The following is a 25,001-nucleotide window of genomic DNA, read 5'->3' on the forward strand; positions in this document are numbered from 1 at the left end:
CGCTTTGGGGCCATAACCTTCGCCTTGGTAATCTACACCGATCCAAAAATAAAAGAAGGCATCCTCGCCTGCGCAATGCAATGCCACGGAGCCTATAAAACCCCATGTTTTATGGATAATGGCGAAGCAGTATTTTTGTTCGCATATATTCGCCGTGCATTCTTTAACCCACTGTTCTACCGACGGCAACGAATCAAACGCGGGTATGCGCGTCATCACGGCTATGCTGGGGTCTCGGGTTTGGTCATACACCTCTGGCGCGTGGTGGTTTGCTAAAGGCTGTAGCGTAATATCGCCCGCACTAAAACATTCTTTTTTATACCACTGTGGCAAGGGGGGCGATTGCGTTATATCTTGTAATAATTGTTCACATTGCTGCTCTGGGGAGAGAGGGCCGAGGTTGTTGTCTGCAGGTAAGCTGCCATTTTCGGCATTTTGATAAGGCTCGTGCGCGTGTTGAGGTTCGAGTGGTTGTTCACCTTGCAGGCTGGTTAACAGTTGTTGTAACGCTTCTGGAAAATGTTGGTTTTCAGTCTGTTGGTGATCACATGCTGGGTTGCTAAATGGTTGTGTGCCCACCGCGCTAGGGTGTGCGGCTAAACTGTTTTGTGCTTGCTGTTCTTGGTGTTCTTCTTGCTGTACTTCTTGCTGTACTTCTTGGTGTTGTTCTTGGTGTTGTTCTTGAACGCTTAAGCGCTTTGCGAGTACTTGCGCTTTGTGTGCGTAGTTTTTGGCGGTTGCCATTTCGCCTAACTGAAAGCAACACAAGGCCAGATTAAAATAGCAGGGCCCCATTACAGCGTCATCTAATGTCAGGTGCTGATGGTAGTCAAAACACGCCATAAAACATTCTTTTGCTAAGCCCCATATTCCCAACTCGGTGGCCAAGGTGCCTATTTGAATGCACGGTTCTATTTTATCGCCCAGGGGATAGTAGCTTGCCCAGGTGTGTTGAATGGCTTGCTTCCATTGCCAGCGCTCATCCGGCTGTAGGCTGTGAATTTGCGCTAACAGACTTTCATAGAATAAATCCAATATTCGGTAGTCCCAACGGCTTAAGCGCAGTTGTGCCAACATTTGTTCGGCGCCTAAGTATTGGCCCACGGTTTCCATTGCGCGCTTTAGGTTGTAGGCATCGTCGGGATTAAATTGCTCCACATAGCAGTGGAAGGCTTGTTCCGTATGATTAAATTGTATTGCATTTTTATTGTGGTAGAGCAGTGCCGACAGGGCCAAACCTTCATCTTGGCGCTGGCACACAAAGGCCTTGCCACCGTGTTGGCTTGCTAACCAGCTAAGGGCATGATAATTAACCGGCAAAGAAAAACTGCCGTGGCTGGCAAAGCCGGGTTCCGATTGTTGCCGCAATTGCTTTAACGTACTTAAACCTCTGTCTGCCGATAAAACAAGTAACGGTAACTGCGAATAACCTTGCAGGTGTTCTATGCAGCGCATTGCTCCGGTGGGAATTAATACCGGGTTGCTGTCCAGGTAGCGTAGGTAGTGTTCTATTAATTCCTCATCATAATATTGAACAGGCTGGTCGAGGGGGCGCCAATCGTATACCGGCTCATTGACTAAGGGGTTACTTGTCGGTGTATTTTCCTGATGTTCTTTGATGGCCATATAGCCATCAAAAACTTTGCCGTAGTGTACACACACTAGGTCTTGGGTTAAGCCATCAAACACATAATTAGCGATCACCGCTAGAGGGTTGTTCAAACTAGCCTTAGAGACACGGGTTTGACTGAGTTGTAATAGAAAGCTGGTATCGGTTCCGGCATCGAGTAATGCAAAGTCTACGTGGCCTTTGCTAATGTAGGTTTTTAGTTTGGGGTGTTGCTTGGCAAAATCTAAATTGCTTTGAACGAAATCGCTGATTATTAACACGGGCTTGCACTGTTTAAGCGGGGATTTTTCTATACGCTTGATTAATTGCGTTACGATTGCGTGTGAGAATACACCGCTGCCGGCGCCGAGCTCTAAAATATACAAGGGCTCGTTACCTTTTAACGTGCCGTTTGCATAGTTGTCTTGCCAAAAGGCCATTAGCATTTCTACATAGGCATTGGCCATTATGGGGTTGCTGGTGACGTAGTGGGGCACAATGCCCTGGCGCCAAGCGTTGGCTCCCATGCATTCAAAAAAATCACGCTGCTTTTGCCAAATGGGCGATTCTGAGAAACGGTGGAAGGTAGGGCCTGTAGGCGTTTCTGGCTTTACATGCTGAGGGCTTAGCGCTGCCAGCGGCGGCTTTTTTTGGCCCGCCGCTAGTTGTGTGGAAGCGGGTAGAACGGGTAGTAGCGGGGCGGTGGTTGTGGTGCCTTGTTCGCTAAGCGCTGCGCTCATGTTGCTTCCCCTGTGCCTTTGCTGTTTCGGTTACGTTTTTTACCCTGGTTGCACCTTTTGGCATTACTGCCGGGTGGGTAAGTGCTATGACGAAACTTTAACGTTGCGCGCTAGAGGAAAATATTACGCGTTATTACCGGCTGCGTTTGGCGGCCATCGATAACCCTGTAAACCGCGGTTAACTCACGAAGTTCTGAGCAGTGGCTTAGGTTTTTTTAGGCTTAACGGCTGTATTTAGCGTTATGCATTTACTGAGGTTTGCGCCCCTTGTAATTGTTGAAAGCCACCCTTTATTGTGAGCTGCCGGTGGGCAATGCGCAGCTCGCCGGGGCGGCGCTCTATAATTTGTTGCAGCGGTGATTGCGGCATTACTGCTGCTACCTGTTTGCGAAAGCGGTGAATTTGAATATTTATGTGTTGCTCTATCATGCCCATCATGTGGCAAAGTACGTCTTTATTCACCCAGCCCTGGTCGTGATCGGGCAGGCCTTTGCGGGTATCTTCCAGGCGTTGTTTGGCCAGTAATAACAGTAAGTAATGGTGGTTGCGCTCGCCCAGGTCAACGGTGGTGTTGTTCATATCAATTTTTAGCGATACGTGCTCTTCGTTACTGCTGGCACTAAAGTGAAAAATAACATCATCCGCGCTGCGCGCAGCCTCGAAGGTTTGTGTGGCGGTGGCGGCGCGGGTATCTAAAAAGGCCCAAAACTGGCCGTTGGCGCCCACGCGGTCGCCATCGGCCAGTGGCATTGGGCTTTGGCCGTCGTCGCATTGCCATTGGCCGCGTTCATCCAGGTAAATCATAAGTTCGGTATTGCCGGTGTTAATTATTTCGATATCAAACAATTCTATAACCGGCAGGCCGTTAACCAAGGGGGCAAGGCACGTAATGGGTGGTGCCAGGTCGGCCACTTCCCACGTGTCGGCCGAGAGGTCGCCAAATTGAATGTGATCCTGTAAATGCAGGGTATGAAAGCATCCGGTTTTTATGGGCAGGCGGTTTACAAAGGTTCCATTTTTGCTGATGTCTTTTATTTTCCAGTGTGCGCCATCCCACGCAATGATGGCATGATTGCGCGAGGCTGCCGGGGCGTTTAGCGCTGTAATATTGGTGCAGGTATCGCGGCCCAGAGTGTGGTTGTTGTGTAGGTAGAGTATTTGGTGTTGGGTGCTGTGAATGAGTTGTGCCATGGTGGGGCCCGCTATGATTTTAAAATGGCGATTTCTTGGGTGTGTTTTGACATTAACCAAAAAACACCTGAGGGTTGGTTTCCAGTACGGCTTTTAATTCGGTTTGGTTAAAAAGGTGCTTGCAGGTTGCCGCTGGGGAGGCTGGGCTATCGTGATCCGGGTGAGGAAAATCTGTACCAAACAGCAGGCGCTCTGCGCCAATGGTATTCACCACTTCACGTAGCCCGGGTTCGTCGGGTTCAAAGCCTATCCAGCACTGGCGTTTAAAATAGTCGGAAGGCAGCATGCTGAGTACGCCTTTTAATTCGCCAGGTAAGTTTTTGTAACACAGGTTATCTAGCCGCCACAGCCAAGAGGGTAGCCAGCCTGCGCCGGCTTCCAAAAATGCGACTTTTAAGGTGGGGTGGCGCTCTAATACACCGCCTTCGAGCAGTGCTAAAAAGGCCATTTGTGCTTCCATAAGGTGCGAGCATGCATGTAAAGCAAAGCGCGTGTTAAAGCGGCCAATGCCGACAGTGCTGCCTTGTAAATGCGTGCCACCATGAAAGGCAATGGCTATGCCTTGCTGGGCACAGGCCGCCCAAAAGGGCTCGTAATCCTTGTGACCTAATGTGCGCCCGGCGATGGGTTCGGGTCGCAACGTGATGCTGCGCCAGCCGAAATCGATAACCTGCTGGAGTTGGCTGAGCATTTGTTCGGGAGCGTGGCGGCTAATCACGCCGACCGCGCGCAGGCGCTGTGGGTTGGCACGGCAATAATCGTAAAGCCAAGTATTGTAGGCTTTGGCGATGGTTACCGATTCTGCCGAGGATAAAAACTGGTTGTTAATTACTAGGCCACCATAGGTGGGGAACAAATGCGCGGTACCGATTTCGCCCTCGTCCATTGAGGCTAATTGGCCTGAAGGTGTGGTGGCCTGTTGCACAGCGGCCAGTTTGCTGGACCAAGCCTGCGTGCTGGTGAGGCGTTGCGGTTCCCCCCAGTTATTCAGTAACGGTTGGCCTTTTAGTTTTTGCTCGGTGGGGAGCAGGGTGGCGCCGGCGTTACCGAGCCGTTGTATGCGACCGAGCATGGCATGGGGTGTATCGTCTACAGTTTCGAATTGGCAGCTTTGGTAGAGCGCGGGCGGCAAAATTTCGCGCCATAGCTGTTCGGTTTCAATAATATGGCGATCGGCGTCTATTGCACTAAAGCCGCAAGCCTGTGTGTTTGCATTGTCGACTGGCTTGTTGCATTGGGTGGGTCTATTGGGGGTAGATACTGTCATGAGTGGATGCCGTCAGGTTAAATAAAAATTGGGTAGGGGTTTAGTTCGGTTTGCGCATTGGCGCTGCCTGGGCTGCTATATAATCGCCCCGGCGCAAAGCGCGGCCAAAAGTGGCGCAGTGACGGTATAAATAATTTGATGACCTTTAGGCCAACATCGGGCCGGGATTGATTTAAGGCCAGTACATTGAGTTGTTGCTGGGCAGCCAGCGACAAGCAGTGATCTATAGCGTGATTAAGGCTGCTGTTGGGCAGGGCGCCATAGCATTCACGTTGCCGGTGACTCTCTTCATTACCGGTTAAATAGGGCTGCTCATCCAGCGTGATATGTTGCCACCACGCGAGCGCTTGCTCTCCTAAGCTTGCGCCTATGGCATGGGGTGCGCATTCAAGTGTTGGCAGTATTTGATGCAGCTCTGTTACGGCACGGCTAATGGCAATGTTAGGGTCTAGATGGCAGCCGAAGGCGTAGCAAATACGGCCGCCGGTTGCCGCATCTGCACACAGTGCCGCAAAAACAGGGATGCCTAAATCGCTGGTTATATCCAATACCCAAAACGTTTTGCCAAGGCGGGCGTAGGTGTTTTGCAATTCTGTTAAATATGGGTCTGCAAAGCTGTGAATATCCACTTGCGCAACCCGTTTGCGGTTGTACCACCACAAGGCGGCAGCGTCGCGTTCTACCAATTCAAAAAACGCCTGCACAAAGGCTTCTTCTATGGTGGCGCCTGCCGCACAGCCGTTAGAGTCTGCTCGGGCAAAATGGCTTGAGTGTGGGTCGGAGTAACCGTAATAGCAATACGCCGTAGGAAGGTGGTGCCAACGCCCCTGAGTTATGGACCATACGGGGCTCCAGGCGACAGTGCTGGTGGTATCGAAACGTTCAGGCACCCAGGTAAAGCGAGCATTCGTTTGGTTATGCGTTGTGCGATTACGGTATTGCTCTTCGCTGAATAACATACAGTCATTAGGGTGAATGGCATTTTCAATTTTTTCAAAACTGCCGTGAACAATGGCTTCATCACCCTGAAGAACACCCGAGTAACGCTCAATCGATTCGGCCATGGCGCTGACTTTTGCATGTAAGGGCGTACGCCCTTTACCGCTGGCACGACGGCGAATCCGTTCCTGAAAATAGCTGGTATTTGCCCCAATAAGAGCAAAATTGTGCTCGGCGGCATAGGTTGTCATGTGTTCTTGGGTGTCGCCGGGGACGGTAATTTTTTCGAGTGAGCTGATCACACCGGTAATGGGGCTAACGTGCTTATCGAGTTGCCGCTTTACATCTGCCGCTGTGCAGCTGCGATATTCCAACAACGGGCTATTGGCGCCATGTTGTAATTGAATGGGCGTTTGTTGTTGCCTGATTACAGACTTTGCATCACCACAGCTGGGGCATTGTGGCCGGCGGATTAACGTATGAAACTGTTGGCGATAGTTTTCGGTATCAATACTAATTAGGCCTTGCGACAACAGACAAGAAGCGGGTTTGGTCACAGATTTAACGAGCTCGGCCGCGGCAATACCGTAAGCAATGGGGGCAAGACAGGTTAAGCTTGTGGCCGGGGGCGTTGTTATGGTTTGCTTTGCATCGGCGGCGATCAAGTATTGGCTTAACTGTTGCCGAAATTTGAGCCTGTGCTGTAAACATTGCCAACACGCATTTTCGCCGGGTAAAAAAAGAGGGCCAACCCATAATTGCCGGCCGATCGGTTTTATCAGTAGCCAGGGTGTTTGCTGTTGTTGATTTTTATAGTGAAGTTGTTGCAAGGCCTGCTGGCTGTAATTATCAGTGATAACAACTTGAAGCGATGGTGCATGTTGTTCAGCTTCAACTATGTGAAAGCCGCATTGTTGAAGCTGCTGCCTCAGCGGCGCGAGTGCAAGCCCGGATAGGTTGTTTAGCGCAATTGAGGTATTTGCAATGCGCGACAGTGATTGACCTGTGTCTAGGCCTTGCGCATCGAAATAATGCTGATCGTTTTCTTCTATACAGCGAGGTAAATTGGCCGGTGGGGCATAGTGCGGAGCATGGGTTAAAAAGCCGCTTTGTTTTAAGTGCTGCAAGGCAAAGGCTATCTCGGGGTGAGTGAGGCCGCTTGGCACATTGTGAAAAAAATCGTCATCGGTGCCGCCTTTTTTTAGTAGCGGCAGTAAGTAGCTAAATGCTCTGCCCTGAAGCCGAAAAGATTCGGCTTCGTTTTGAAAAAACACCTCAGTTGGCTTGGCGATGTGATACACCCAGTGACTTTTTAGCCGTAGATAGTTGGTAGCTTGAGCACTCACTGTTGAGTATGCCTCTTATTCATTGGCTATAGGTTATTTGTTAACACCAAATACACTCCAGCTGGCTAGCGGGAGAATTAGCCGTTCGCCGTTAAACACTGCTTTGAGGTCTGTGAATGAGTAACCTGGGTTGCCAGGGATTTTTGATAGGCGGGTGATAGGTTCGTAATACTCTTCGACGAGCTCAAATTTGCCACTGTGCTCGACACTCTCCCATTGGCTTGGTGTCATTTCGATAATTTTGTTTTTGTCTTCGCTGCTCTCATCTATACAGCGTGCAAGCACCATTGGCTCAGTCTTAAATTCTACGTCTAAAGCGTTGCCGTATGCTCCCTCCGCAGCTTTCGCCAATATTTGGACTGGATCGTACTCTAATTCATCAAAAAACTTTGCGTTCAACCAAGTGTATGCGACTAATTTGGCGCTATTGGCTGTATTCATATACTCTTTTTTGGGGGGGCTGTTGTCGGTCATTATTATCTCCGTTTTTCATGAGCTAAGAATTGTTAGGGGCTTAAGTAGAGGACGCACTTGCAGGGAGGGTCATGCCTACACTTGTTTTATCGGTACATTCGACAATTTGTTCGAGCTTTTCAATGGTGTAGCCATCAATGCAGCTGGGTATAGGGTCTGCATGTAGCGGTTTAATGAAGAATAGGTTGTAAATGGAGTCTAGAAATACGGTTAGCAGGGAATTAATTTTATTCACTATCTCTTCTTGCTGAGCATTAGTAAGCTCATTCAGTTGCTCCGAAAATATTTCTTTAAACTGCTCAACAAAGCCCTTTTGTTCATCTAGCTTTACAGAATTTGTCATTTGGCTGTTGAATGAGAAATCTGGCTGTGCGCTTTGTATGGTTTTTTCAAAAAGTGTAATGAAATTATTTAATAGATCTTTCTGTGAACTTGTGTCTTTTGTTGTTACGCCATTGGCATAAAGGATGATCGCTAACGAATAGATAATACTGTTGCGGGTTCCCCATAATATGTTGAGCTCCATTGCATCTTTAAAGGCTTGCTTTGGCTTAATGTGACGAACGGTTTTCTTGAGCTCATCACAATAATAACTGAGGTTTCGGATTTCATATCTTTCGGGGCTGTCATTGATAACTAATTTTAGGAACAGAGTGAGAAGCTCAAAAAAATCATCATCCCCTTGCTTGGCGATGGTAAGAGCGCTTTCCATATGGTCTGTATATTCTTTGTACTTCGCATTTTTATTGGGGTCTCGGTAATCTTCATCTAAATAAACTAGAATGTAATTTCTTGCCCACTGCATATTGGATAAGTATTGAGACGGTGCATGGCTGCTAGCTGCTATATTCATAGTTGGTTCCGCTGGTCTAAACTGTGGGTGGAGTGGTGGTGTGTGGATTATTATGCAAGAACAGTCACGGGGGACTTTTTTGTTTCAGATTCAATACGTTGTAACAAGCCTTGAGATTCGTTCTCGAAATAACTTGCTCCTTGCTCTTTAGCGATGCTAATAGCTTTGTTAAGCTTTAAATAGATGCTAGTTAACTGCTGTGAGGCATGTAACTGCCCGGTGAGCTGAGCTAATTGATATTCTGTTTCGCCAAGTGCGTGATAGATTAGCGGCATAGCGCCGTGCTCATTACTCTTGGTGGATGTTTCGAAGGAAAGTTCTATGATGGATAATGCTTCTCTCGTTGTGGCAATGTCGCCTGATTTAAGGATCTCGCGCGCTAACATAGGGAAGTACCAGCCCGTAGCAAATGCGGTGTCTGAATTTCTAAAGTCTACTAATGTACTTTTAGCTTCTTTGAGCTGACCGCTGGCAACTAAGTACATGATGTCTAAAAATATCGAAAACAGTACTTTGTTATTTTTATCGTGGTGCTTATGGTAGTACGCATTCCTAATGTCGATCACTTTCTGAAAGTCGCGCATTAAAAAATAGTTGAGCGCGCTCATATTGTAGGCAATGACTATAGCATTTGCATTTTTGTTGAGTGATTGTTCAATAGCCATTTCACTTGTCTTTATGGCGTCGGAAATTCTGCCGACATGAAGGTAGGACAAGGATACTATGCAGTGACTTGATTCAGCATCAAACCCATAGGTTGAGTGGGTGCTTTGATACAAGGAGGGGTTGCGGTTAAATATTTCATGGGCTTCTTCAAAGCAATCTATTGATTCGTTAAACATGCCTTCTACTTGATAAGCTTGACCAAGTGGCCCGAGTGCTAGCATTTTCATTTTTTCGTCGTTTTTGAAGCTGTCGAGGCACTGTATTCCATAGCGTATAACTTCAACTCGATTGGCCGAAAAGTGCATATTGATTAATTTGATCCAGCGTGTTTTCTTTAAAAGTTCCTCGTATTGATTTTGATCGTCGGAAACCGCGAGAGTTTTTAACTCTTCTACCAACAGGTTAATCTTCTGGGACCAGTCGGCCACTTGGCTTGAACCATAGCCGTAGAATGCCATGGCCGGGGGTAATATGATTTCGTAGGTGGTTAATTCGGCTTGGATTTGGTCTAGTCTACTTGGTAGGCTGCTGGCCCAATCAATAACCTCTAGCCCTGCGGCAATGGATTCTCTATGTGCTGCGCGCGTCGATTGTTCTTGGGCGCTTAACGCACCAAGTTGTACAGCTTTAGAGAATAACTCGCCTTTTGCGTAGTGGTTTGCGATTTTACCTGTATTTTGTTTATTTCCAGTTGATGTAAGGCGCTCGAGTGCATTTGCAACTTTTTGATGGTTTAGCACTCTGCGAGAGTCAATCATTGATTGATAAACCGATTGCTGCACCAAGGCATGTTTAAATGTATAGGCATCCAATGTTGTTTTACGGTGTTTAAATACTAGCTCGGCGTTAACCATTTCTTCTAGATTGTTCAAAAGAGATTCTTCACTTTCTTCCGATGCCGCCAATAGGCTGTCGTAGTAGAAGTCGCGGCCAAATGTTGCAGCCAGTTGCGCCGTGGGTTTTGCGCGTTTAAGGCTATCTAGCTTGTCTTGTAACAAATCGCGTAGAGTATTGGGCACCTCTATTGGGCTGCTGCCTGATGTAAAGTCAATTCGCCCATTGATTTCACTGACTAAAGACCGGCGTTTTAACATTGCGACAAGTTCTTCGATAAACAGTGGCACACCATCGGTATTATTTTCAATAAAGGCGATTACCCCGTCGCTTGCATTCCGGCCGTCAAGCAAAATATTTGTGAATGCTTTGACTTCCGTGCTTCCGAATTTAGTGAGCTCTATTGTTGTTTTAAAAACTGCTTGAAGGGATTCGTTTGGCGGCGTTCGAGACGTGCCGATAAGCCTAGTTTTTTCGCTTGAACAGGCTGAATGTGTTGCAAAAAAACAAAGGAATTCGAGCGTTGTAGGGTCTGCCCAGTGCAGATCTTCCAGTATAAAAAGCGTTTGATGACTTTTTTCTGTTGTTTGCTTGTGAGTAAGTAAGCGTGATAACGCGCAGAATAAAATATTTTTAATGTCTTGTGCGGGGGGTAGACCTGCAAATTGCTGTGGTATTGAAAAACCAAACCAGGCACACAGAACAGGCATTGCGCTTTGCAATGTTACATCTGAAGCGCCCTCTAATGACTGCTGAAAGCTGAGAATGACCTGGGGCTCGCTCACAGCCTTAATAGCATACTTTTCGTTCACTATTTTTAAAATAGGGTAGAGTGCATTATTAGCGTATTCGGGTAGGCACTGCCCAATGTATTGGGTGAGCCCTTTTAAGGAAGCCCTATACTCATGTAGTAATCTAGATTTACCTACTCCTGCCTCACCAAATACATAAGCGTTTTTGCGAGAGCCTATAATATTGAGGGTGTGAAGTTGATTAAGTTCGGTTTCCCGCCCAACGTAAAAGTGGTTCTTTCGGTTGAGCCTGAGAAATCCGTAAGCTTCGGATTGACGTTCGCCCGTTAATGCGAAAACCGGGGTGGCGTTTGCTTCGACGCCAAGCTGTATCGAACCTTTCTCGTCAAAATCGATGTGGTTAGTGAGCAGCTGGTAGGTAACATCGGAACACAATATTTGATTGGGTTCAGCCCTGCGCGCCAAGGCCATGGCAATATTAGCGGTCTCGCCTTCGGGAATTGAGTCGGCAAAGAGGGTTAACATACCGGAGTGAATGCCGATGTGGGCGTTTGTTCGAAGCCCTTGCGAATTCTGCAGTACCGAATTGCGGTTATTTAGCTGACTAATTATATCGAGTGCAGCACGTGCGCATAATCGACTATCGTTATCGCTTGAGGTGGGGTAGCCAAAATAAAATCGTAGGGTATCTCCGAGTGTACCGACATGGGCTGCGCCATATCGTATGGCAATATCGACACATTGTGATAGCTGATCGTTCAGTAAGGCGGTGGCAACGTCCGGCTCGGGTAAATCTATGTCTGTTGTTAAATTTAGTATGATACTCAGAACGGTGATTTGTTTGCGCTCTACTTTGCTTGAATTAGGCGGGCTAGAGCCAAAAATGGATGTTTCATCATATGGCGTTGAGCTGTCATTCTGTTTTTGTGGTGTAAGGCAACCAACAAGAGATGAAAAGTTTAGTTTTGAGATTGCCACAAATAGTTCTTGTGCGCTGGATGCACGTTCATGCACTTTTTTGTTTAGGCTGCGGCGTAGAATGGCGGCAATAGGATGGCCTGCAATGGCTGGTGGCAGGGGGATATTTTCTGGGTTCAGTTGCTTTTGAAAAACCGCGGCTAAACTTGGCCCCGAAACCGCTGGCTGGCCCGTCAAACATTCAATAAACACTAATCCCCACACGTATAAGTCGGTTTTGGGTGTGGGCGGTTCACCTCGGAGTTGTTCAGGTGCAGTATAGGAGGGCGTACCTAAGGTTTCTTGCGTTAATGTAATACTCTTATAGTCTAACTGGCGTGCCTCGTTGACTAATGCTCCAATCCCAAAGTCCAGAATTTTTGCGTGAATTTTTGCGCCCGTTTCTGTAAGTATTATATTGGCGGGTTTTATATCTCTGTGTACCACGCCCCGATCGTGGGCATGTGCCAGCGCATCTAACACTTGCGCCATTACTTCTGCTGCATCTGCTGGAGCAAGCGGACCAGATTCGGCTAGGCGCTCTTTTAGTGAAACCCCCTCAATAAATTCAAAGACGGCATAAATTATGTCATCGCCACATTTTCCCTTATCCAACAAACGAACAATGTGCGGGTGTTGCAACTTGCTTCCCAGGAGGGTCTCACGTTCAAAACGTTCTATATAGCGACGTCGTTTATTATCATCAAAATCGGGGTTAAGCGTTAAGAATTTTATCGCAACTGTTTGGCGCGTATTATTGTTTATCGCTTTGTAAACTTCACCAAATCCGCCTTCCCCTACTTTGTGTAATATTGTATAAACCGATGATTTAAATTTCGATAGAATGTCAGTCATACTGCTCCCTTTTTGATATGCCACGCTTGCGCATTGGATTGAAAATATGATTGATATTCTGATTAAGTGTCGAAAATAGGATGGTACACAAAAGATTTAACAATAGGAAATGTCGCAGATCGATTTTCGACGCCCAAAAGCTGAGTTCTACGTCAAAATGTTCGATTCACGCCAAGACTTTATCAGTGGAGACAGTTGGTTAACAAAAGTAAGTTGTTGTTATCTCGCCTAACTTAAAGAGCTGTTTGTCTATAGCAAAGGATACTGCCTAAGTTGGCAAAACAAATAAAACCGGGCTCTTCATGATTTCGGGGATTTATAAACTGATCAGAAAAAGCATTAAAAATGTAAATCAAAATGGATGTTCATAGAAAGAATTTAATTATTATCTTATTGCGCGCGCGCGAATAGAAAAAAAAAGACGATAAAAAAATTTGTGCCCTTAATGATTGAGGGAAGGGCGTTTTTTACCAGATGTATGCCTATTGCAAATGTATTACGGGTACTGAGTAAAAATGGGAATTTTATCTCGTGAAACATTTTTTCTTTCGTGAAACCAGCATGATAGCAGGGTTCGTAGAGATTCTCCCCCAGAGGATGAGCAGCTTGGGAACGGGTGTCTGGCGCCATTTTCTTTGTATCCTCGTTCATTGATAAGTGTTTAAAGAATCATGAATGCTCAGGCTATCACTGGGGAACTCACACAGATTTTAAAACAGCACAGCGCTGCCGCACTTCGTCACGGCCTAGCGGACTTGGAATACAACAACCAGATAAAACAAATAGAACAAGCGAAAGAGCTACACAGGTTCTTTAATGAAGACGACACCGACAAATACGGAAAGACAAGTAATAAGGCCTTGTATACGTGGATGCAACGGGAGGTGAGGGGGCTTTATACCCGATGTTTTCAATTCGCGTTTGATACTGCGAAGCAAGCAGAGCGTGCTTTACAACATGAGTTAGGCGATCACAACTTAACGTTCCTTAAGTACGATTACCAGAGCGGAAAAGAGGGACTGTTGGCCGGTGACAAATTGTTCTTTGATGTTAAACGTATGGCAGAAGCGTTTTTAAGAATGAATAAGCGAGAAAAAGAACAAACGGTTCATTTGAGCCTGTTGCAACTTGATCCAGCTGCTTTAATTCAATCAAAACAGACGGGCCGCTGCGAAGTGGAGGTTCCAGAAGCAGCGATTGACCTCGAATTTCCTGGTCATTATTTTCGTCGTATTAAGTCTGTTGCCGTAACAGTGCATAGAAAAGAAAGTAATTGCATCAAAAATATACGCAGTAACAATTGATCCAAAAATTTCGGTTAGCCTATCGGATTCTGCTGGAAATTATTCCGAGGAAAAAAGAAAAACGCTTAGGCTAGCTTTAAACGGAAGTAACGCAGGGAAGATGGCATATTTGGAGCTGGCAGAAAATAATGATTCATTTTTACTGGAAAAGAGCTTTTATGATGAGGGTGAGAAGCCCTATATGCTGCATATCAACACAAATAAACTTGATGATTTATACATTGTTTATGAGTGGGCTCAGGTATAGTTTGGAAGTGCGCAGATATGGGTATCTTACGAAACCCGATCCCAGACCCCTCAAATGTGCGAGCCAACTGCTGGGTCACAAGTGCATCGAATCGACGGAGGTCTACACGAACGTGTTAACATTTGATGTCACCCATTTTTTAGATGGGGTGGATTTTCACTAAGATGCGGTGTTCGGAGTTGTCCCGGTTTCGCACGTAACCCTCGACCTATCACACCTTCATTGACGCTAGTGTTCTATGGCTTTTACGCAGTTTCACAACCTAAAAAAGCGAAGATGTTGTCTCGCGTTTGTCGCAACTCGTGCCCCCGATGGCTGCATATGTGGTTGCTATTCATCTGTATTCATCTGAAATACATGAATTCATGTAATGCAGGTGAATTGGTATGAAAAAGCGACTGCCAGAGGAGCTTTGATGGCATTTTCCTCGAGCAGAACTGTCTGCACTGTGGCTGAACGCATTGATTTCTGGGTAGGCCAGCCTGGCTGTATTCGCTGAGCGCCGTAAGGGTAAGTCGGTTTTTTTGCTTGAGGATCGGATGCCCTTGGCCAAGGACAATGGCTATCTCTGTCTCTATTGCAATTTCTGGGAGGACAGAGTCAACCCGTCGGCTTGCTTTCAATTTGGCGAAATTTTCAATAACGCACCCAGAGCACTTATCAAACATCAATCGGACGAAAGCTCGGGAGGTTGGGCTGCGCCTAAAACACTACGATCAATTCGCACGTCAAATAAAACACTACGATCAAGTAGGTTCACCCAAAAGCCGTGGCGCGATCGTTATCAGGCTTTCCATGATATTGGACTTATCCGACCGCCTTAAACGTTATGGCTTGGCCAAACCCACTGAAACCAGTGATCGCGTGCTTGAGCGTGTGAGAGGGCTTGTAACGAGTTATTACGAAGCAGGCCATAATCCCTATAACACTTCCGATAATTGCTATTATCGGAATTTATGCAGGGAGAGCAGTATTGGACCTTAGCGGCCTTATTTCCAGTGCGCAACAAGCATGACACGCGGATAAGTGTTTAATGTCTAGCGCTGCTGACTTTCCATGTAAGCACGTAACAGCTTGTTAATCCGAGTCTGGTATCCCTTGCCCTTGTGTTTTAAAACCACACCAACACATCGCTATCAATACGCAAAGTGACAGGCTGTTTGGGCGGAACTTTCAATTCGGCACTAAGGAAAAAGGCGTCATCCAGTTCGGGGATGTCACTCGTGTCGATGTCTTTATCGCCCATATCAGACAGTCGCTCCCAGTCTGTTTTAGATACTTTGCTCATAGCGGCGCGCCTCGTGTTTGGTTGCTTTTCGGGCCGAGATTATTCGGATAAGGCCTCTTGGCTGTGTATCGGGAGTGCTGGACGCACATCTTCTAAGTATTTATTCAACCATTGGGCGGCGCTGTCGCCCATGGGTACCAGCCTGTCTTTACCTTCGCGCACAAACACGGTTTGCTGTTTTAAGGGTGGTTGACGACCTGAAGGGGAATTCTCTCACTGGTTTTGTATATTGCTGTTTTTAAAGGATAAGCTCTAAATTATCTACCTAAACTTCTTAAAATAGGCTATTTGACGTAATCGAACCAATTGTTTCACGAAATCAGCCTAACTCATTGATCTATATATGTTTATAAAAGTGGTATCGTGAATTTCGTGACATATCTCCTCTTCGTTACCATAACCTGATGAAGCTTGCCCCCGATTGAAAAGATTCGCGCCCAAGGTATTATCCCTAATCACCAAAATCCTAGTTACTTATTCTAAACTTAAGTACCTTTTGTTTTTGATCAGGTTTGTTTAGCACGATATTTCTCGAAACTTCAGTTTGCTCTCGTGTGCCCCAGTTTTCGATCACTCGCACATTAACCTTTGTCTTCAAGCCAAGCTTATTTGGGTTATCAGAGAAATACTTGGCAAAAATTTGGTATTTTCCATTTGGAGCACGTTCATTTTGATAAAATTCCGGCCCATACCCCTGAGTCACGTCATTAGACATTATGCCTTTTGATCGCGTTACTTTGTGTTCGTAAAAACATTCCTCACCACTTGGTTCGACAACATGTAAATCGACATCAGTGCGGTCAGTATTCCAGCTAGTAACAATGAGCAGATCTAGTGACTCGGGAAACTCCGCCTTTAACTGTTTTTGCTTAATTTTTGCGTAATCTGCGCTATGAAAATCCACCTCGCTTTCAAGAGTACGCTCAATAAAACTCAAATAATCCATTTTGTGAATTGTCTCAAAATCCTTAAACCTATTACCCCAGGATCCTGATAACCCCATTTCAAAATACAATAGCGCTAGATCATACATCCCGATTTTTTCAGAAAGGTTCGCGAGAAAATGATAAGACTGAGGCTCGAAAGGCCTGTAATCAAGTGCACGCTGATGTAGCTCATAAGCCACATCTGGATGCCCCCAGTACTCTGCGGCATAGGCAACATCACGCAAAATTGACACATCTGAAGGTGCTCGCTCCACCAAGTTACTCATAACTTTAATCGCGTCGCCGGAACCGAATGACTTAAAACGCCGCTCCGACTCCGAAACAACAAGCGCATAGATTTTTTCCTCCCTCATACCCTCTAAATAAGAATCACTAACCTGGCGTTGTAGTACGACCTTCGCATTTACATCACTTGAAGGTTTATTGAAGGACTCTTGAGGCAATCGTTCGATCAACAAGTTAACGGAATGAGGAAGGCTCATGCTGACACTCTTTAACTCGCTAAGCTCTTTCAACTGCTCAATAAACGCTTTCTTTGGATCACTTAAAAGCGTTGCAATATTCTCGGCCAACGCGCTAAATAAATCAGTAACCTGAGTCGACTTTACCACATAGGCATCTTGCTCTGGTTCAATATTGTATCGCTTGTAATCCTCGTCTGATTCCAACATCAATAATGAACTAGATGACCCAGGTACTTTAAAGTGATTGGCGTATGCGGCCGCGACCTTTCGCTCTAGATCACCTAAGCCTTCTAGTTGGGCAACAGCGACTTGCCCGTATACTCTTGCCGTTAAGGTTGAGGGTAATAATCTTTTAAGTGGCACTTCGACATCGAGAGTCTTATTCGGGGCCGACAAAGCAAAACGCACCTCTGAACCCAGCTCGCCTATTTTACGAGCAGCAATTGTTATAGATTGCCCTGGGTAAATCACGCCAGGTCGTCCGGCTAACAAAACATCTTCAGCACCAACTAATTCAACACTATCAATCGACCAGGGCAACGCATTGTGAGCTGTCGCAAGCGAACTGATTTTGCTTTTGTCTGGCAAATGAAAACTTGCACCACCGATTTCGCGAACAAGGTGATCCAATAATTCTTTATCTTCTCCCTCCATGCCAAGCCGATAGGCGAACAACTTTCCATTTAGACTATTTTTTAACTTCTCAGATAATGACCATGGATTCTGATCGCCCCAAGTTACAGAACCATCGCTGTATAAAAAAAGGTCGTAAGATGCTTGTGTTTCGAGCCAATCAATATCAACAGCAGATTCTAGGGCTCTAGACAAATCGGTCGCCCCTTCTAGGATTAAGCTATACAGATAGGATTCGAGCGTTTTTCGATTAGCCTGAGTATTAGCCACAAACTCTGGTTTCCACCAATGCGCGCTCGTATTAAAACTTAGAAGCGAAAATGTTTCGATGTTTTTTTCATTTTTAACGAGCGTCTCCAGTAATAGCTCCACCCAAAGATGAAATTTTTCAGGAGATGCACTCAATGAGGTATCTAATACAAACACCGCTTTAGGATTATTGTTAGCCGGAATTTGTGGGAGTTCGGCGAGCCATTGAATAGCAACATACTCTTCCACCTCATCCATGCCCACCAAAGCCGGGATTTGATCAGCGCCAACTTTCACTCTAAGACCATTCAACATTTTCCCAGTAAACGTTCCTTGTAAAACGCCATTTTGTACCGCTGGCACTACTAGGCTTTTCAGCTCTGTGTCGACGATACGCTGAATACTTACAGCATCTGGGTGAATATGACCAAAACTAAGATGAACGCGTTTTTCTATCGATGTACTTCCCAACGGCAAGTCTAAATAAAGTTCATCGTCAAAACGCTGCAAATCTATGTCGTACCCGATCACGATACGATTAACCGACTTTGGCATTAAAGGAAATACGTTAGCCGTAAAAATTCCTGCTCCAGCCCACTCCAGCAAAGCAGGGTCAATTTGTCGCGAAACGGTGTCTTCATATGCGAAAGCTGCTTTTTTCCGCGACACCATTACGGCTTCTTTCGGCTCTTTCCATAACGCCTTATGCTTCTCGCTTAGAGCCTTTGTACTCAAATAACCAGCCGAAACAGTTTCTTCAGAAACCGTTAGCTCACCAGTTAATGAAACTTCATTAAGTTTTTGGGCTTCTCCAAATGCGAAATAGTAAGGCTTTGCGCCATCGGGTAAGCGAAACTTAAAATCCCCCTCTAAAGTCTGGTCGTGTGGGTTGATATATAAACCTTCGATCACGACCCTAGCCCTAAACCCATCGATTTGAACCTTTACATCGATCGCTTCTGGCTCGATTGCCTCATCATCACCAACTGATACTACCGCTGTATTAGCTTGTTCACCTGCAGCACGCCATGTTTTTTCTTTCGCTTTCGCTTCGCTATCGAATGAGTCCTCATCATCTTCCGAGCCTATGCCAGAAGCCCTAACACCAGAGACAACGACTTCCTCAACCCTGGGCTCTCCTGAATACGCCGCATCCGTAGCATCAGCTGGAGCGAAGTCATAGGTAGAAGAGCAAGAAAGCAAACCTATAATTGATAAATAGAGTGCGATGTGCAAACAAAACTTATTCATTATTTTTCCCTATTCTATATGACGAACTTAGCGTCGCGATACTACCTATAACACACTACCCTCCCCTAATATTGGGGAACAAAAACGCATACATTTCAGGCTTGAGGGCCGACTTAATAAGGCTGACGCTTATCGGCCAAAAGCGGACGTTGAAAATAGCGTATCAAATGTAAGGCCTGACTCCTGTCACTTGACCGCTGCCATTCCTCGGCAGGAATAAAGGCTAAGACCTCCTTCATGTTTGACCGCCACACTTCTCTACCGAGATATTTCAAAAGAGAGGAAGGGTAATAATCCGATTCAGGTATTTCATGTTTTTGATTAGTAAGTGCCCGTGCATAAACAGGCGTTTTTAAAATCTTTTTGCCATCACGATCTTTCTTGTTGGTAGCGTGCTGCTCATTCGTGTTCGCCCAGCCGCCTTTATTCTAAAGCTGTCCAACTTTAGTTCGATTCGGCTATTTCAGTTCGATAGCCCTATATTCATCGTAGGTCACAGCTAATTATCCTTGGTTAGTAGCTGATTTCAAGTTGTAAAAACCGCTAATTTTACGTCCTATTTTGTCAATCGCAGCGCTTCCACCCGCAATTACACCACCGGTCAAAACGACATCGATGAACGTAAAAAGGTTTGCCTGCACCTGAGTTAAGTGATCCGCCGTGTCTAAATCAACAAATCCTGACAATACCCTAACACCTACTAAGCTTATTAATAAACCAAACACAAAACTTATCCAATATGCTCTTTTGGCTGTCCCTAACCTATAGAGCTCAAATTCATTTTCTTTTTCCTTTAGAGCTTCTATATCACTATTATTACTGCTAGATGAATCTAGCCCCTGAAGTCTAGCAATTTCTTGCTTAAGGATTTGCCTATCTGGAGCCCTAACAGGTACAAGAATGGCCTCAATCGACCTTTCCATAAACACTGAGATCACAAACATTGACGCCACAATAGCTGCTATATCTGAGTCAGATATAGCTTTAAATTCAATCGGGAAAAAATTACCTACGGCTATAGATAAAAAAGTTAGAAGAAGTATTACAACGATGCCAATCGCTTCAAAAATATGTGTTTTCTTCATATTTATTCCTTGGCTATATGTACTCGACTAACGGATTTTTGTGATATCCATCATCTTGAAATATCGTCGAATCCGTATTGTCATGGGAATGCCCCGCCGCCGCCTGAGAACGATCGATCTGCATTCCCTCTAACTTATTCTGAAGAACACAAAAACCCGGCCTTTGGCGTGTTATTGTGGAGAGCACATCGATTGTGACTAATGTTGTTACTCCAGCGGGTAGCAATTCATCTGCTTCGCATAACTAATAGTCTTCTAGCTCCGAATCATCATCACTATCAGAATCGATTATGGGTGGTTTATCACGCGCTATAGTGTCGATTTTCCCCCTTCTAGATTCAAGCGCGCTAGCGAGCTTGGTTGCCGCCATGTCAACGGCCTTATAAAAGTCCTTATCGCTTGCTGAAGCACTAATGGAATCACCCATATACCGTGTTATTACGTCAATTTTCTGGACGTTACGTTCAATCTTAATATTGACTTGTAGTGATTCAATGCCTGCAAATTTCCTTTCGAGTTTGCCGAGTTTTTTGACAGCAATGGATTTCATCCCATCGGTAATATCTACGTGATGCCCTTCCAATTCAATTTTCAAGTCGTACTCCCGTACCAATTCTGATGTTTAAACATTTACAAAAATGCGTTCATTAAAGCATTTATACTCGAGAATCCAATATATCAATATTTCGATTTCTAGCAACCCTAAGAATGAACATCTGTGAGCATTTTCGACTTAAATTAGGTTGGGTTTCAAGTCGCTACGGACGGCTTTCTTAGCTAATTTGGTGCGCGCGTCAAGACTCGAGATATGGCCCCGTAAGAGTTTGCATTTAAGACCGTTTAATAATTGAGCGCAACGACTCAATCGACAGGTTGGGCTTAGCCTAGGTCAGCTCTAGATGGAGTCAGCCATAGAACAGCATTTCCGCTAATACTACGAGTTACCGTTGACAGTCAACGTCCGCTTACAACCATTAAAAGAAGCGCCCCACGCATTATTCGATCTCGTCTCGAAAATACCTTGCCTGCATCATCAGACAAATCGCTGGTCTTTTATCGTATGAGCTCTATTGGGCGCATGGGGAGGCCATATTGAAGTCGCAATATGGCATGATCCCTAATGCCATTTTCGGGATCTATGAGGGTATTTCTAAACAACCTATCTCTGTCATCTTCCGTGTGATATTCAGGCCTTGCCACAACAGTTCAGATCTCCTTATCGACGATTTTGAACTCAAATTAGCACGTACAAATGGCGCAAACAAGCTATACACATGCCACGATTCATAACTTACCGGAAGTCGTCCACAGCGCAAAAAGCGAAGATATTTCAACCACCTCTCATCAGCGTTTGGATGACTAACTGATCGATTTGGCCAAAAGCTCGTCGTTCAGCGGATTTTTGACCCCGTTAACTTACACCCCGTTAACCCTGCTATAGGCAATTCCGGGCGTATCCTTGACACACGCGAAACGGTTATTCCTTATACTCTCTATATCATCCCCTACCGATTCAGACCTCGACTGAACCGCATTGAAGTTTCTGAGTATTTCCCACGCTTCGCGACGCCTACTTAAGCGTGTTAGCTTTGGCTCTACGGAGTGGTCTGGACATGCCAGTAGCCGGTTTAAGCGGGAGGTACTTTAGATACCGGAGGATCCGGCACAGTCACAATTAATGTTAATTTTCAATGTAACACCTAGCGCACCTTTTACCCTCTGATTAAGCCGAGAACGTGTGCTGTGGCGGTCTTGAAGGATAGGGTACGACAATTTGGCCAAACTACATATATATCCAATTCCCCCCAAATATGGTGTTCTCAGCACCTTACTCAAGCGGACTATTGCGGGCTTCCCGCCTAGCACTTCTTTATCGTCGGCTCCACGCCCTAACCCTATAATTTTTGCCCCATTTCTTCGCTGAAAGACTATGCTTTTATAAAGCCTCCGCTCATACGACATTGTGTTTGTCACCTATGTAAAGGTACTCCTGCTGCTTGATCAGTCGAAGCCACTCTATTCAATGGTATTGTATTGCATTGCTGCTCTGCGTTGCTTTGGTAAGCAATGGCGAACCCTATTGGGACAAATTGGTGGATCTAGCAGAACAGCGTTACGGTACCAAGGGAAAACACACTGTTGGCCAATGGCGCGTGCTTCTGGAGGTTAACGAAACTGCTCAAGAAACAGCTAAGCTAATGCAGGTTAATGATTTCTTCAATCAACGTGTACGTTTTAATAGTGATATCGCGATTTGGGGAAAGAAAGATTATTGGGCTACGCCGCTGGAAACAATGGGGACTTTACAGGGTGACTGTGAGGATTTTAGTATCGCAAAATATGTTAGCCTGTTAAAACTTGGTATCTCTGTTGATAAGCTCCGGCTTGTGTATGTAAAAGCCAAACTTAACACCGGCCGGGTGCAGGCACATATGGTATTGGCCTACTATGCCAAGCCCAAAGCCGAACCACTCATTCTCGACAACCTCAGCACCCTAATACTACCTGCGTCAAAGCGCCCAGATTTAACACCTGTATTCAGTTTTAATAGCGCCGGTTTGTGGGTGGGGAATAGTACGGAGCCCAAAGTCAAAAAACCTCAGACACGCCTATCTCGCTGGCGTGAAGTACTAACCCGAATGCAACTTGAAGGCATACAATAATTGGAACTGGATAACGGCAATGTCTTTGTATAAACAGCTTTGGATATCACTTATTTTGCTCATGATAGCTTCTTTCATTGGGAGCTTTTACTTTAGTTGTATTTCAGCCAAAAACTATTTAGAGGAACAGCTATCTGTTAAAAATATCGATAATGCCACAACCTTGGCATTATCTCTTTCCTCAAGCCCACAAGATAGCCTTACGATGGAACTGTTTGTTAACTCTCAGTTCGATCTGGGTCACTATCAATTTATTAGCCTAGTGGATTCGCAAGGGCAAATAATTGCAGTGCAATACGATGATAGAGACTACAGGGAGGCACCTGTGTGGTTAACCACCCTATTTCCCATAAACATTAAGCCCGGTATTGCCAATGTAAGTAACGGCTGGCAGCAGGTTGCAACTTTAACGCTAAGTAGCCATGTGCGATTTGCCTACAAGCAGCTGTGGATTAATGTAAAACAGTTATTTTACTATTTTTCGTTGATTACACTCACGTTCGGCGTACTGGGCAGTGTCACTCTTCGTTGGCTGACAAAACCCCTTCAGCAAGCTGTTTCACAGGCAAACGCTATTGGCAACAAACGCTTTGTAACCACTAAAGAACCTCGCACTTTAGAGTTTCGTGCGGTTATTCGTTCTTTGAATAAACTTTCCGCACATGTCCAGAATATGTTGGAAGACGAATCGAGTAAGCTAGAAAACCACATACAGAAAACGCAAAGAGATGAGGTAACAGGGCTCTATAATCGAGAACCTTTGCTTGGGCATCTTACTTCTTTGTTAAACAAACAAGATGAATACGCTCATGGTGCACTTATTCTTGTTAGAATTATTGATCTTTTAGTTTTAAACCAAAAGGAAGGCCGGCAGGAAATCGATTTACTGCTATCTCGTTTTGGCATTACATTAACAGAGGTTTGTGCTAGCCACTCAAGCAACGGCCTGACGGGTCGTTTAAACGGTTCTGACTTTCTTGTTGTACTGCCTGCTTGTGACGACGCGGCAGAAAGTGCTGGCCGGGAGATCTATGAAAAATTATTAACGGTATGCCGTGAATGCGGGCTTGGGCACGCAAAATTGCTGGCATCTAGCACCGCTTATTACGCTGATGAAGATACGAGCAAGATACTGACTCGATTAGACAATGGGCTTCAGAACGCTGCTTACAAAGAAACGCCTTCGTGCATTTTTATCGATGCTCAAGTGCCTACGCCCCCCCATGTAAAACAACACGACTGGCGGCAGTACCTCAATACAGCGCTGTCAAAATGCCTCTTTAATATGCAACTTGTACCTGTTTATTCGGTGCAAAAGGCCCTAATACATTGGGAGGCGTCATTGCAGCTGTTAGATGAACAGGGAAGTTATATTCAAGCATCAGCGTTCATGCCTCATGTCTCCCGGCTGGGGCTAAGCACACAACTCGATTATAGGGTGGTTGAAATGGCTATTGACCATATCAAGAAAAATGCTATTCCCTTAGCGATTCACTTGTCCGCCAGCACACTAACGAACCCGCCATTGATGGGAAAAATATCAGCACTTATCCAACAAAACTCTCAGCTTTCGCATTACCTTAGTATCCAATTCTCTGAACATGGTGTCTGTCAAAACATTGATGGCTTAAGGGCTTTTTGCCAATTGCTTGCGCCCTATAAATGCAAGGTAGGTATTGCGCATGCAGGGCAAGAAATTAAACATATTGGTAAGGTGCATGACCTAGGCTTGCACTATGTAAAAATTGATCAGACTTTCATTCAAAATATAAACGATACACCGGCTCACCAGGTGTACCTAAGAGGGTTTTGCAGTATTCTGCATTCAATTGGCTTACAAGCCATTGCTATGGGCGTGAGCCATATCGATGAGTGGGAGGCTCTTGTTCACCTGGGTATCGATGGCGGATCCGGTAAACATTTTGTTGATAGCCCGGGGGGAAACGAAGACTAAAAAAAGCCCTCATCATCCGAAAACAAATCCAAGTGTGTCGCTAGCTTACCGCGCAAGGACCTCCTGTCCCGCATTTTTTCTTGCGCTTTTTCGGGTAAATCTGTAAATAAAATATAGTTTTTTGCCACTAGAACGTCTATTAAATCTTCCACAACTCGAATGAAATCCAGATCGGATTCCGCCATTTTAGTTTGGCTGTCTCCCACTAACTCAATAAATTTCAGTATTGCGGGGTCATCTTTTTCGAGTAGCTCCGAAAATTCTTTGTCGGGTGACTGGCTTATCGCTATAACTTCTTCTTCGCTATTTCGCTTCACGTACGGCATGTTACACCTTCCCTTTTAACAGACACTTGCAGATTATTGAACAATCTACATCCGCGGTCGTTGCGACGTTAAAACAGGTTAAAAATTTTATTTACCCTAAATAATAA

The 25,001-nt window shown here is 45.4% G+C and carries 18 protein-coding genes; 4 read left to right on the top strand and 14 right to left on the bottom strand.

All coding sequences use genetic code 11. The features are described from left to right. The 7 genes from H5336_RS00005 to H5336_RS00035 form a co-directional block, all read right to left on the bottom strand. The coding region (locus H5336_RS00005; RefSeq protein WP_185230303.1) for a GNAT family N-acetyltransferase at nt 1-2,349 on the bottom strand (2,349 nt) is incomplete at its 3' end. 240 nt (nt 2,350-2,589) lie between these two features. Further along, a complete protein-coding gene (locus tag H5336_RS00010; RefSeq protein ID WP_185230304.1) occupies nt 2,590-3,540 on the bottom strand; it encodes an FHA domain-containing protein in 951 nt (316 codons plus the stop codon). Between the two features lie 52 nt (nt 3,541-3,592). Further along, a complete protein-coding gene (locus H5336_RS00015; RefSeq protein ID WP_185230305.1) occupies nt 3,593-4,807 on the bottom strand; it encodes an amidohydrolase family protein in 1,215 nt (404 codons plus the stop codon). Between the two features lie 17 nt (nt 4,808-4,824). Next, the gene (locus H5336_RS00020; protein ID WP_185230306.1) at nt 4,825-7,092 is read right to left on the bottom strand and encodes a TOMM precursor leader peptide-binding protein; all 2,268 of its coding nucleotides are present in this window, start codon (nt 7,090-7,092) and stop codon (nt 4,825-4,827) included. Nucleotides 7,093-7,125: 33 nt separating this feature from the next. After that, nucleotides 7,126-7,566: a hypothetical protein gene (locus H5336_RS00025; protein WP_185230307.1), complete on the bottom strand. Its 441-nt coding sequence runs from the start codon at nt 7,564-7,566 to the stop codon at nt 7,126-7,128. A 40-nt stretch (nt 7,567-7,606) separates the two neighbouring features. Next, on the bottom strand, nt 7,607-8,419 hold the full coding sequence (locus H5336_RS00030) for a hypothetical protein (protein WP_185230308.1): 813 nt from the start codon (nt 8,417-8,419) through the stop codon (nt 7,607-7,609). 50 nt (nt 8,420-8,469) lie between these two features. Next, nucleotides 8,470-12,483 carry a TOMM system kinase/cyclase fusion protein gene (locus tag H5336_RS00035; protein WP_185230309.1) on the bottom strand — a complete coding sequence of 1,338 codons (4,014 nt, stop codon included), beginning with the start codon at nt 12,481-12,483 and terminating at the stop codon, nt 8,470-8,472. A gap of 671 nt (nt 12,484-13,154) precedes the next feature. On the opposite strand from H5336_RS00035, the gene H5336_RS00040 reads away from it, so the two are divergent. Continuing rightward, entirely contained in the window at nt 13,155-13,787 is a 633-nt protein-coding gene (locus tag H5336_RS00040; protein WP_185230310.1) for a Tc toxin subunit A-related protein, read from the top strand. A 100-nt stretch (nt 13,788-13,887) separates the two neighbouring features. Further along, complete coding sequence (locus H5336_RS00045; protein ID WP_185230311.1) at nt 13,888-14,034, top strand: hypothetical protein; 147 nt, start codon at nt 13,888-13,890, stop codon at nt 14,032-14,034. Nucleotides 14,035-15,071: 1,037 nt separating this feature from the next. Here the strand turns inward: H5336_RS00045 and H5336_RS23555 are convergent. The 6 genes from H5336_RS23555 to hpf all read right to left on the bottom strand — a co-directional run bounded on the left by H5336_RS23555 (nt 15,072) and on the right by hpf (nt 20,546). Further along, on the bottom strand, nt 15,072-15,155 hold the full coding sequence (locus tag H5336_RS23555; RefSeq protein WP_313557678.1) for a BrnA antitoxin family protein: 84 nt from the start codon (nt 15,153-15,155) through the stop codon (nt 15,072-15,074). Further along, nucleotides 15,146-15,322 carry a BrnA antitoxin family protein gene (locus H5336_RS00050; RefSeq protein ID WP_221627947.1) on the bottom strand — a complete coding sequence of 59 codons (177 nt, stop codon included), beginning with the start codon at nt 15,320-15,322 and terminating at the stop codon, nt 15,146-15,148. The genes H5336_RS23555 and H5336_RS00050 overlap by 10 nt, the downstream gene beginning before the upstream one ends. Before the next feature lie 39 nt (nt 15,323-15,361). Next, nucleotides 15,362-15,490, bottom strand: a complete 129-nt coding sequence (locus tag H5336_RS23260) for a hypothetical protein (RefSeq protein ID WP_281385314.1) — start codon at nt 15,488-15,490, stop codon at nt 15,362-15,364. A 298-nt stretch (nt 15,491-15,788) separates the two neighbouring features. Beyond that, nucleotides 15,789-18,866 carry a DUF2135 domain-containing protein gene (locus H5336_RS00055; protein ID WP_185230312.1) on the bottom strand — a complete coding sequence of 1,026 codons (3,078 nt, stop codon included), beginning with the start codon at nt 18,864-18,866 and terminating at the stop codon, nt 15,789-15,791. Between the two features lie 503 nt (nt 18,867-19,369). Then, on the bottom strand, nt 19,370-19,951 hold the full coding sequence (locus H5336_RS00060; RefSeq protein WP_185230313.1) for a hypothetical protein: 582 nt from the start codon (nt 19,949-19,951) through the stop codon (nt 19,370-19,372). A 244-nt stretch (nt 19,952-20,195) separates the two neighbouring features. Beyond that, nucleotides 20,196-20,546, bottom strand: a complete 351-nt coding sequence (hpf, locus tag H5336_RS00065) for a ribosome hibernation-promoting factor, HPF/YfiA family (RefSeq protein WP_185230314.1) — start codon at nt 20,544-20,546, stop codon at nt 20,196-20,198. Between the two features lie 1,402 nt (nt 20,547-21,948). Here hpf and H5336_RS00070 point away from each other — a divergent pair. After that, nucleotides 21,949-22,614 (top strand): transglutaminase-like cysteine peptidase, encoded by a 666-nt coding sequence (locus H5336_RS00070; RefSeq protein ID WP_246438978.1) that lies wholly within the window; start codon nt 21,949-21,951, stop codon nt 22,612-22,614. Between the two features lie 19 nt (nt 22,615-22,633). Further along, a complete protein-coding gene (locus H5336_RS00075; RefSeq protein WP_185230315.1) occupies nt 22,634-24,568 on the top strand; it encodes an EAL domain-containing protein in 1,935 nt (644 codons plus the stop codon). Here the strand turns inward: H5336_RS00075 and H5336_RS00080 are convergent. Next, the gene (locus tag H5336_RS00080) at nt 24,565-24,894 is read right to left on the bottom strand and encodes a tryptophan synthase subunit beta like protein (protein ID WP_185230316.1); all 330 of its coding nucleotides are present in this window, start codon (nt 24,892-24,894) and stop codon (nt 24,565-24,567) included. The genes H5336_RS00075 and H5336_RS00080 overlap by 4 nt on opposite strands. Nucleotides 24,895-25,001 lie beyond the last annotated feature (107 nt).

Source organism: Teredinibacter franksiae (assembly GCF_014218805.1).
Taxonomy (GTDB): Bacteria; Pseudomonadota; Gammaproteobacteria; order Pseudomonadales; family Cellvibrionaceae; genus Teredinibacter; species Teredinibacter franksiae.

Bases quoted from the DNA above. Each gene is read 5' to 3' on its own strand.
- H5336_RS00010 (WP_185230304.1), bottom strand. From the start codon at position 3,540: ATGGCACAACTCATTCACAGCACCCAACACCAAATACTCTACCTACAC.
- H5336_RS00015 (WP_185230305.1), bottom strand. From the start codon at position 4,807: ATGACAGTATCTACCCCCAATAGACCCACCCAATGCAACAAGCCAGTC.
- H5336_RS00025 (WP_185230307.1), bottom strand. From the start codon at position 7,566: ATGACCGACAACAGCCCCCCCAAAAAAGAGTATATGAATACAGCCAAT.
- H5336_RS00030 (WP_185230308.1), bottom strand. From the start codon at position 8,419: ATGAATATAGCAGCTAGCAGCCATGCACCGTCTCAATACTTATCCAAT.
- H5336_RS00035 (WP_185230309.1), bottom strand. From the start codon at position 12,483: ATGACTGACATTCTATCGAAATTTAAATCATCGGTTTATACAATATTA.
- H5336_RS00040 (WP_185230310.1), top strand. From the start codon at position 13,155: ATGAATGCTCAGGCTATCACTGGGGAACTCACACAGATTTTAAAACAG.
- H5336_RS00045 (WP_185230311.1), top strand. From the start codon at position 13,888: ATGGCATATTTGGAGCTGGCAGAAAATAATGATTCATTTTTACTGGAA.
- H5336_RS00050 (WP_221627947.1), bottom strand. From the start codon at position 15,322: ATGAGCAAAGTATCTAAAACAGACTGGGAGCGACTGTCTGATATGGGC.
- H5336_RS00055 (WP_185230312.1), bottom strand. From the start codon at position 18,866: ATGAATAAGTTTTGTTTGCACATCGCACTCTATTTATCAATTATAGGT.
- H5336_RS00060 (WP_185230313.1), bottom strand. From the start codon at position 19,951: ATGAAGAAAACACATATTTTTGAAGCGATTGGCATCGTTGTAATACTT.
- H5336_RS00075 (WP_185230315.1), top strand. From the start codon at position 22,634: ATGTCTTTGTATAAACAGCTTTGGATATCACTTATTTTGCTCATGATA.
- H5336_RS00080 (WP_185230316.1), bottom strand. From the start codon at position 24,894: ATGCCGTACGTGAAGCGAAATAGCGAAGAAGAAGTTATAGCGATAAGC.